This window comes from Vibrio sp. 10N.222.52.C3, assembly GCF_041474195.1.
In the GTDB taxonomy this organism is placed as follows: Bacteria; Pseudomonadota; Gammaproteobacteria; order Enterobacterales; family Vibrionaceae; genus Vibrio; species Vibrio crassostreae_C.
This window is the reverse complement of sequence record NZ_JBFRTQ010000157.1, coordinates 1-8,144: the sequence shown is the minus strand read 5'-3', so window position 1 is coordinate 8,144 and position 8,144 is coordinate 1. Positions and strand designations below refer to the sequence as shown.

The 8,144-nt window shown below is 42.5% G+C and carries 11 protein-coding genes and 1 riboswitch; of the genes, 10 read left to right on the top strand and 1 reads right to left on the bottom strand.

Annotation, left to right across the window (positions count from 1 at the left end; translation table 11 throughout):
• Window positions 1–26 precede the first annotated feature (26 nt).
• From AB4517_RS20395 to AB4517_RS20365, 7 genes are all read left to right on the top strand, one after another.
• Entirely contained in the window at window positions 27–677 is a 651-nt protein-coding gene (locus AB4517_RS20395) for a LysE family translocator (RefSeq protein ID WP_017080133.1), read from the top strand.
• 221 nt (window positions 678–898) lie between these two features.
• Window positions 899–1,756, top strand: a complete 858-nt coding sequence (locus tag AB4517_RS20390; RefSeq protein WP_372149686.1) for a PhzF family phenazine biosynthesis protein — start codon at window positions 899–901, stop codon at window positions 1,754–1,756.
• Window positions 1,757–1,879: 123 nt separating this feature from the next.
• The gene (locus AB4517_RS20385; protein WP_017060023.1) at window positions 1,880–2,383 is read left to right on the top strand and encodes a YgjV family protein; all 504 of its coding nucleotides are present in this window, start codon (window positions 1,880–1,882) and stop codon (window positions 2,381–2,383) included.
• A 60-nt stretch (window positions 2,384–2,443) separates the two neighbouring features.
• Window positions 2,444–2,758, top strand: coding sequence for a cupin domain-containing protein (locus tag AB4517_RS20380; RefSeq protein ID WP_372149684.1), 315 nt, complete (start codon window positions 2,444–2,446; stop codon window positions 2,756–2,758).
• Window positions 2,759–2,856: 98 nt separating this feature from the next.
• On the top strand, window positions 2,857–3,339 hold the full coding sequence (locus tag AB4517_RS20375) for a GNAT family N-acetyltransferase (RefSeq protein ID WP_372149682.1): 483 nt from the start codon (window positions 2,857–2,859) through the stop codon (window positions 3,337–3,339).
• Window positions 3,340–3,504: 165 nt separating this feature from the next.
• Entirely contained in the window at window positions 3,505–3,762 is a 258-nt protein-coding gene (locus AB4517_RS20370) for a hypothetical protein (protein WP_017060020.1), read from the top strand.
• 131 nt (window positions 3,763–3,893) lie between these two features.
• Window positions 3,894–4,190, top strand: coding sequence for a hypothetical protein (locus AB4517_RS20365; protein ID WP_017064710.1), 297 nt, complete (start codon window positions 3,894–3,896; stop codon window positions 4,188–4,190).
• 127 nt (window positions 4,191–4,317) lie between these two features.
• On the opposite strand, the gene AB4517_RS20360 is transcribed toward AB4517_RS20365, so the two are convergent.
• Window positions 4,318–4,815, bottom strand: a complete 498-nt coding sequence (locus AB4517_RS20360) for a fasciclin domain-containing protein (protein ID WP_017064709.1) — start codon at window positions 4,813–4,815, stop codon at window positions 4,318–4,320.
• Between the two features lie 221 nt (window positions 4,816–5,036).
• Between AB4517_RS20360 and AB4517_RS20355 the strand changes: the two genes are divergently transcribed.
• From AB4517_RS20355 to AB4517_RS20345, 3 genes are all read left to right on the top strand, one after another.
• On the top strand, window positions 5,037–6,020 hold the full coding sequence (locus AB4517_RS20355) for a DUF2860 family protein (protein ID WP_372149679.1): 984 nt from the start codon (window positions 5,037–5,039) through the stop codon (window positions 6,018–6,020).
• 166 nt (window positions 6,021–6,186) lie between these two features.
• The gene (locus AB4517_RS20350) at window positions 6,187–6,681 is read left to right on the top strand and encodes a GNAT family N-acetyltransferase (protein WP_017060016.1); all 495 of its coding nucleotides are present in this window, start codon (window positions 6,187–6,189) and stop codon (window positions 6,679–6,681) included.
• A gap of 75 nt (window positions 6,682–6,756) precedes the next feature.
• A riboswitch (purine riboswitch) is annotated at window positions 6,757–6,856 on the top strand.
• 90 nt (window positions 6,857–6,946) lie between these two features.
• Complete coding sequence (locus AB4517_RS20345) at window positions 6,947–7,969, top strand: adenosine deaminase (RefSeq protein WP_372149676.1); 1,023 nt, start codon at window positions 6,947–6,949, stop codon at window positions 7,967–7,969.
• Window positions 7,970–8,144: the final 175 nt, after the last annotated feature.

The window sequence follows — 8,144 nt, the reverse complement described above, 5'->3', positions numbered from 1 at the left end:
AAATTTCACAATAAGGACATTAATTTATGGATGCAGGTTTAGTTGGGGTTTTTGTTACCGTGGCGATTGCTCATTTTTTGGCGTTGTTGAGCCCCGGACCAGACTTTGTGATTGTAGTGAAGAGTGCTGTTCGAAATAAGGGAAGAAAAGCACTAGGCGTTGCATTCGGTATTGCCAGTGCGAATGCGGCTTATATTGCTTTGTGCTTGGTTGGAGTAGGGTCGATTCTAGCGGCATCCGTTTCCGTTATGATTGTACTGAAGATCATTGGTGGTGTGTTTCTTGTTTATCTTGCTGTGCAAGCGATAAGAGCGAAGAAATGTAATTACAGCAATATGGATGTTACCGAAGGAGATAGCTTCAACCAAACGACTTTTCTTAAAGAATTCATCACGGGTTTTCTATCAGGAATCCTTAATCCCAAAAACCTTTTGTTCTATTTGAGCTTATTCACGGTTGTGTTGAACAATGACATTGGCTTCATGTTTAAGTTGGGGTTAGGTATTTGGATGACGGTGGTTGTATTTGTATGGGATGCGGCGATCATCTTCCTGTTATCTGCACCTAAAGTGCGTCAAGAGTTTACACGTGTTGCTTACTATATTGATAAAGTGACAGGAGTCATGCTGGGTCTGCTTGGCTTGACCATTGTGAAATCTGCTTTGGTACGTCAGTAGATTCACCATTGCTGAGTAACCTTACGTTTGTGGCACGATACAATGCCTATGTGCCGCGAATGTGTGCTTGTTTCCTACCAGGCTGATACGTTTTATCTCTTGTCTGCCCGATAATAAACCTTCTGCTTAATCCGCCTATTATTTTCATAACTCTTTGTTTATCATTCCTTACTTCTTAAATAAGTATTAATAATGTTGCTGTTGAACACTTGTAGCACGGGGTGTTTGTGCTTATTGTAGGCAACAATATTTATCCAATATTAGAGCTAGGAACTATTGTGAATTTAGATATATATCAAGTGGACTCGTTCACAACTCAAGCTTTTAAAGGAAACCCAGCTGGGGGCTGCATTTCTCAAGATCTACTCGATGAGTCACTCATGTTCTCAATCGCTGAAGAGATGGCGGTATCTGAAACCGCTTTTCTTGCGCTTAACACCATGACGCTTAAATGGTTCACTCCAGAAGTAGAAGTGAAGCTGTGTGGGCATGGCACATTGGCAACCGTTCATGTAATGAAAGAGCAAGGGTTGGTTAAAACAGGTGACAGTGTTGTGTTTAACACCTTGTCGGGCGAGTTATCTGCCACAGTTTGTGAATCGTCTATCGAACTTGATTTTCCTAGCACTCAGTTGTCATTGAACTCAGAAGCTAATCTCACATTGCTTGAGCACTTTGGTTTAGAACCGCACCAAATCGTTTCATTCCGAGAGTTTGATTCCAAGCAGTTAATCGAAGTTTCCAGCGAGCAAGTGTTATTGGCTCTCTCACCTAACTTTGATGCTTTAAAGAGTATTAAAGGGCGAGGCGTTGTTGTGACGGCACTTTCATCAAATTCTAAACTCGATTTTGTTTCTCGTTATTTTGCGCCATGGGTTGGGGTTAATGAAGATCCCGTTACTGGGTCGGCACATTGTGCATTGACGCAGCACTGGGCTGAAAAGCTAAACAAAAGCTGCTTCAGTGCTTATCAGGCGTCTCGTCGTGGTGGCTATATGTCGACTGAATTATTGGCTAATGGGCGAATAAAGTTAATCGGCTCTGCGACCACTGTGATTAGTGGTGTGTTGAAGCTTTAGATTTTTATAGAAGCTTTAGAGCGCTGTTTGCTCTGTTTTGTTGTAACCGCCTAGTATGTTTTATTCGATTATTCACCGTGAAAGAAGCGGCTAGGGCGGAATGTTATTATTGAAGGAATCACCGTGTCTGCCTTTTATCTTTCCCAAGTATTAGTCGCGATAGCCATTTGTTTTGATCTTCTGTCATTCCAATTCAAGGAAAGGAAGAAAATCGTCACTTGTCTGTTCTTTGCTGGCGTTCTTATTTCGAGTCACTTTATCCTTCTTGAACAATGGACAGCGGCGAGCTTAATGACGATTGCCACGATTCGCTATTTGACGAGCGTATTTTCTACCTCGTCTAAGTTTAAATATTTGTTTTCTTCGATGTCGGTGGTCGCAACCGCAGTGACTTACTCAGGGCTGACCAGCATATTGAGTTGCTTTGCCTCCGTATTTCAGACCTTTGCAGCCTTCAATAAAGATGACCGTCGATTAAGAGAATTGATGATCATCGGAACCAGCTTTTGGTTGGTTCACAATTATTTAGTTGGTTCGCCAACAGCGGTTGTTATGGAGGCGCTGTTTATCTGCAGTAACTTGGTGGGCTATTACCGTTTTTACTTCAAAAAGAGTGCCGCTGCTTAGGTTTACAGTACAGCTAAGGCCCAAGTTGTTAATCAATTCAATGCTAGCTAGGAGAGCTTGATGCCAAACATTTACAATGATGTTCCTTCATCAATACCCAATGAAATATTCAATGACCTGATTGCCAACGACAGTGTTCGAATTGAAAGAATATTGTCGCATGGGCACAGCTCCCCGGAAGGGGGTTGGTATGATCAAGACGAGAATGAATGGGTAATGGTGATCGATGGGCAAGGGGTGATTGAGTTTGAAGATGGTCGCATTGTTACCTTGTCTAAAGGGGATTATCTCAATATTTCCGCAGGTGAAAAACACAAGGTGCTGAGGACGGATAAAGATGCGGTGACGATCTGGCTCGCTGTGTTTTATCGTTGATATCTTGCTCTAAAGCTGAGGCTGTTAGGTTATAAAGCTTGCTGATTCAGCTGTTTATTTTCACCTCAGAAAGGACTTAAGACAAAAAGGAGTATGTTGTGATTAGAATTCGAAACTATCAAGCGAGTGATGACAAAGCACTGTGGGAGATCTTCTTTCATACCGTACGTAACGTGAATGTTCGAGATTATTCTCAACAGCAAGTCGAAGCTTGGGCACCCAGTAGCTTTGACTTTGCGTTATGGCAAAAGCGTATGAATGGGTTACAACCCTTTGTGGCTGAGCTCGATGGCTGCGTTGTTGGCTATACTGACCTGCAACCCAACGGCTTGATTGATCACTTTTTCTGTCACCACGAATATCAAGGGAAGGGTGTCGGGAAAGCGTTGATGGAACATGTTTTCACTGTGGGTCGAGTTCGTGGCGTATCGAGATATTTCTCTGAAGTAAGTATTACCGCAAGGCCTTTTTATGAGCACCTTGGCTTTAAGGTAGTAAATGAACAGGAAGTCGAAATGCGTGGCGTAAAGCTGACCAATTACGTGATGGAAAAGGTAGTTGAAGATAGAAAAGTCAGTTGAATAGGCGGACTCGTGTTCGTAGGGATACAGAAACCGAGTTTGAAATATTAATGAACCTTTTTAAGGATAACTTTTCCTGATCTATTGATATTGTCGATGAGTTCAAATTGTGTGCAAGATAATTTGTCTAATCTAAACATTGAATGAATACAAGGAGTGTTGTTCATGAGTCATGTGAGTAGATCTAAACTATATACATTGGTGTCGATGTTGTCCTTCGCTGTTGGCGTTCTTGCCTTAGATGCTGGGGTGTCGGGGCTATTTCCTCTCTTTGTTGTCGTCATCTCATTCTTTTCATTTGTCATCAACTCGTTTCTTTGTTTGTTCGGAGGTAAACGCGAAGATGGCTTTGATGCCTATCAAAAAGCAAATCAGACTCGGTCGCGAGCACTGGTCAAAGGCTTAGAAGACTCGAACAAATAAACCTATGTCTTCAGACGAACGGTAATCTCATTTTTGACACAGTTTTCACCTGCTTTTTGTTCTCTTATTCAAGAAAAATCATCTCTTTAGAGATAATATTCACTTCAACTAATATCAGTGAAGGAAGTAAAGTGGGTATTGAAGCTTTAGCGTTTGTGATGGACGCATTAATCACCGCATGTTGTATGTACATCGCCTCTAAAATGTCTTTCGTGGTCGCAGATTTTAAATCCCTTCTTACTATTGCTGTTATCGTTGCTCTGGTGTCATTGATTCCAACAGTAGGTTGGGTGTTAGGGTTGATTCTGTTTGTGTTCCTACTCGGGAAAGCGACGCACTCTAGTATTGGTGACTGCATCTGGGTAGTGGTCTTCACGAAGGTGGTATCGATGGCGGCCTTTCTGATATTCGGGCGCTTGTTTATGTAATCCGGGTTCTTGCTTATATAAAGGCAGGTTCGGCTAGTTTGATACCGATTTTAACTTGGTATTTAAACGTCAAAAGGGTGTGAGCCTGTCACACCCTCTAAGAACCTTTGATTTGTGTTCATCTTTATTATTTAGGCAGTAATACAGCATCAATCACATGGATAACACCATTGCTTGCTTCAACATCTGCCATCACGACCTGCGCTTTGTTGACCATCACGTTGCCGTGATCAATTCCTACCATTACCGCTTCGCCTTGCACTGTTACGGCACTATCAAGTTTCATCACTTCAGACGCCATTATTTTCCCTGGCACCACATGATAGGTCAGTACTGCAATCAGCTTGTCTTTGTTTTCTGGCTTCAACAGCATATCAACCGTTCCTTCTGGTAGCGCAGCGAACGCTTCATCCGTTGGCGCAAACACTGTGAAGGGACCGTCACCTTTCAATGTTTCAACTAAGCCTGCCGCTTTTACCGCTGCTACCAAGGTGTTGAAAGAGCCGTTTTCAGCCGCCACGTCAACGATATCTTTCTTCATTCCGTGGTGATCAGCGTGAGCAAAAGCCGTAAAAAGAAGCGTCGCAACTAGCACTGACATGGTTTTGATTAATTTATTAAACATATTGTCTTCCTTTGAGTTTTGTCCGTTATTTTCGAGAGGTATTACGAAAGCCCAATCGTGATAGATCAATTTGTTGTGTCTTTGAGTGAATGGTTAGCGATATCGACAGCGTCAAGCGAATAAACTTATATTGTTAAATGCTTGTTACAATTCCATTTTGATGCTTATAGTTATTTGATGCTTATAGTTATTTGGTGATTATTCAAGTAATGGATGTGAATATGAGGTTTTTTTTACCAGTAGTCTTTTCTGCATTGGCTTCAATGCCTGCATACAGTGGCCTTGCTCCAAGTGAAGGCTTCAGCGGTAACTTCAGTGTATTGGCCGGTTTCTACTCTGACAGTAGTAATTTGAGTACTGAACAAGATTCGAATCAAGCCACCAACACCCAGGAAGGGGAGAGTGAAAACCAAGGGCTACTCGGCTTTTTGGGTACTGTTCAATATACTTTTGGCGAATCGCTGACTCACCAAGTGTATGCGGGTACGACACGAGAGGATATTGCAACAGGTACCATTGCGTTTGAGATCGGTTATCGATATCAACTTTCTGGTGGCACCATATTGGATTTTTCTGTTATTCCTACGCTTATCTCGGGTAAGGCTTGGACGGATCCGTATGCTGTTGGCGTTAATAGAAATGAAACGGATGTGAAAGGTAATGTAGGACGACTGCAGCTCACTAATATCGGTGGAACTGGTTTTCGAACGGATCTCGCATTTGGGCAATCAGATGTTGATGAAGAGCTATCTGGTAGCCAAGGCTTATCTCCGGAAGATACTGTGCTGCTGGATAGGGAAAGAACCTATGTGTACGCCAAAGCAGGATACCGCTTTATCTTACCAAACCACGCAGGTCTATTTGTTCCTTCAATGGTGTATTTCCACTCAGACGCAGAAGGAGGAGCACTCAGCTTCGATAGTTATGGTATTGAATTAAACTACGCGAAGAGAATCGGTCGTCATGGTTTTGTTGTCACCCTAGATGCAAGTGATCGTGAATATGATGAGTCGAATCCAATTTACGGGCAAGTACGTGAAGAGAATGAATTCGGTGCATTCTTAGCTTATGAGTTTGGTGGTTTGATGGGCTATAAAGATTGGGCGTTCATTACTTTACTGGGTTTAAGAAGCATAGATTCTAATATCGATTTCTATAACTCCGAGCAAGTATTAGCGAGTGTGGGTGTGGATTATAAATTCTGATATTCACACTATTTTAAAAATACTCATCAAAGCAGAAGTTTAAGTTCAGTCTTACTATTTGTTTAATTATTTCGGGCACTTACACCTTTAAAGGTTGTAGGTTCCCGTTGCTATCCGTAATATGAAAATTAGCTTATGGATAGAAATAATAGGATAAGGAAGCGCTTTGGAAATACAAATTAGACATTTAGAAGCAACGGATAGCCAAGATATTTTCGATATTTATCGCCGCCCTTCAGTTTCAGAAAACACCTCACAAAAGCCTTATCTTAGTTCTGAACAAGTGGAGCGACTGTTTGGTCATTCAGACCATTTCACTCTGGTTGCGGAAGTCTCCGGCAAAGTAGTGGGTCACATTACTTTATTCATGACCACCAAGGTAAGAGACAGGCACTGCGCTGGTCTTGGTATTGCTATTCACCCAGATATGCATGGTAAAGGGGTCGGTAAGGCGTTAATGCAAGAAGCGATCAATCAGGCGGATAACTGGCTTAATCTCGTGCGTCTTGAGTTAGAGGTTCATGCCGATAACCACGCCGCTATTGCTTTGTATGAACGTGTAGGCTTTCAGTTAGAAGGCACAAAAAGACTCAGTACGTTCAAAGCGGGTAAGTACATCGATATGTTGCTGATGTCGAGAATACGACCAGATTACCGTTGAGATCGAACCAAACAGGTTCCTGCTTTAGAAATCGGTTAATGAGCAATTGATTAGTGAAATTCCCATTAAACTCTGTATAGTAGCAACCGTTTGCTTCGTATAACCCCAATGATATGGTTTGGGGGTCTCTACCAGCTCCCGCAAAGTGCTGATTACGAAGGGTTTAGATCACAATTGTGTTCTTACTCTTTGTAATGGCGTTCAAGAAAACCTCCTGTCTATTATTCAGAGTAAGTGCACACCTAAAATCCATAGTAGGTGAAATATGAACGCATTTATTCAAGGGCTCCCAAAAGTAGAGTTGCATTTACACATTGAAGGTTCGCTCGAACCTGAGTTACTTTTCCAGCTTGCTCAACGCAATGGCATTGAGCTGCCTTATTCATCCCCAGAGCAACTAAGACGCGCATACGAATTTGATGATTTACAGTCATTTCTGGATATCTATTATCAAGGTGCTGATGCACTGCGCACAGAACAGGATTTCTACGACTTAACATGGGCTTATCTAGAACGCTGTAAAGCCGACAATGTTATCCATACTGAGATTTTCTTTGATCCTCAGACACATACCGATCGTAGCATTGCATTCGACACCGTTATTAACGGCATTCATCGTGCGCTTGAACAGGGTCATAAAGAGTTGGGCATTACCTCTCAAATCATCGCATGTTTTCTGCGCCATTTATCTGAAGAGAGCGCCATTCAAACGTTCGCAGAGGTATTGAAGCATCAAGATAAGATCGTCGGGGTTGGACTGGACTCTTCTGAATTAGGACACCCACCAGAGAAGTTCAAGCGTGTATTCCAACAAGCAAAACAAGCGGGCTTCTTGACGGTGGCGCATGCAGGAGAAGAAGGGCCGGCTCAAAACATTGTCGATGCGATTGAAATGCTCAGCGTGAGTCGAGTGGATCATGGTGTCCAGTGCATGACAGACGAAGCTCTAATCGAAGAGCTGATTGAAACCAAAATGCCACTGACGGTGTGCCCACTGTCGAATATTAAATTGCGTGTATTCGATGTGATGGAAGACCACAACATTGTCGAACTGCTCAGAAAGGGTGTGGCTGTAACGATTAACTCGGATGACCCTGCTTATTTTGGTGGTTACATGTCGGATAACTTTAATGCGGTGAGCAAAGCTCATGAGATGACGCATCAGGAGTTAGCGCTGTTTGGTTTGAATGCGATAGACGCGAGCTTTATTGAAGCGCCATTGAAGCAGCAATATCGAGAGCTTGTTCAAGGTTACTTAGCTAAAGCTGATTTTGACCAGAATTTCTAGCCGCTGTGCCCATTTACTAGCAGCTGAGTATAAAGCGCTAGGATGGCCAACTAAAGTGGATGGTAAAGTGTTATCGACTGAGTCTGCTTAATCTCTATAAGCCTAAATCATCTAGATGAAGACAAAAAAGAAGCTGGCAGTTTGCCAGCTTCTTTCATTTTGTGCGCCGAGCATG

Bases quoted from the DNA above. Each gene is read 5' to 3' on its own strand.
- AB4517_RS20395 (WP_017080133.1), top strand. From the start codon at position 27: ATGGATGCAGGTTTAGTTGGGGTTTTTGTTACCGTGGCGATTGCTCAT.
- AB4517_RS20380 (WP_372149684.1), top strand. From the start codon at position 2,444: ATGCCAAACATTTACAATGATGTTCCTTCATCAATACCCAATGAAATA.
- AB4517_RS20370 (WP_017060020.1), top strand. From the start codon at position 3,505: ATGAGTCATGTGAGTAGATCTAAACTATATACATTGGTGTCGATGTTG.
- AB4517_RS20360 (WP_017064709.1), bottom strand. From the start codon at position 4,815: ATGTTTAATAAATTAATCAAAACCATGTCAGTGCTAGTTGCGACGCTT.
- AB4517_RS20355 (WP_372149679.1), top strand. From the start codon at position 5,037: ATGAGGTTTTTTTTACCAGTAGTCTTTTCTGCATTGGCTTCAATGCCT.
- AB4517_RS20345 (WP_372149676.1), top strand. From the start codon at position 6,947: ATGAACGCATTTATTCAAGGGCTCCCAAAAGTAGAGTTGCATTTACAC.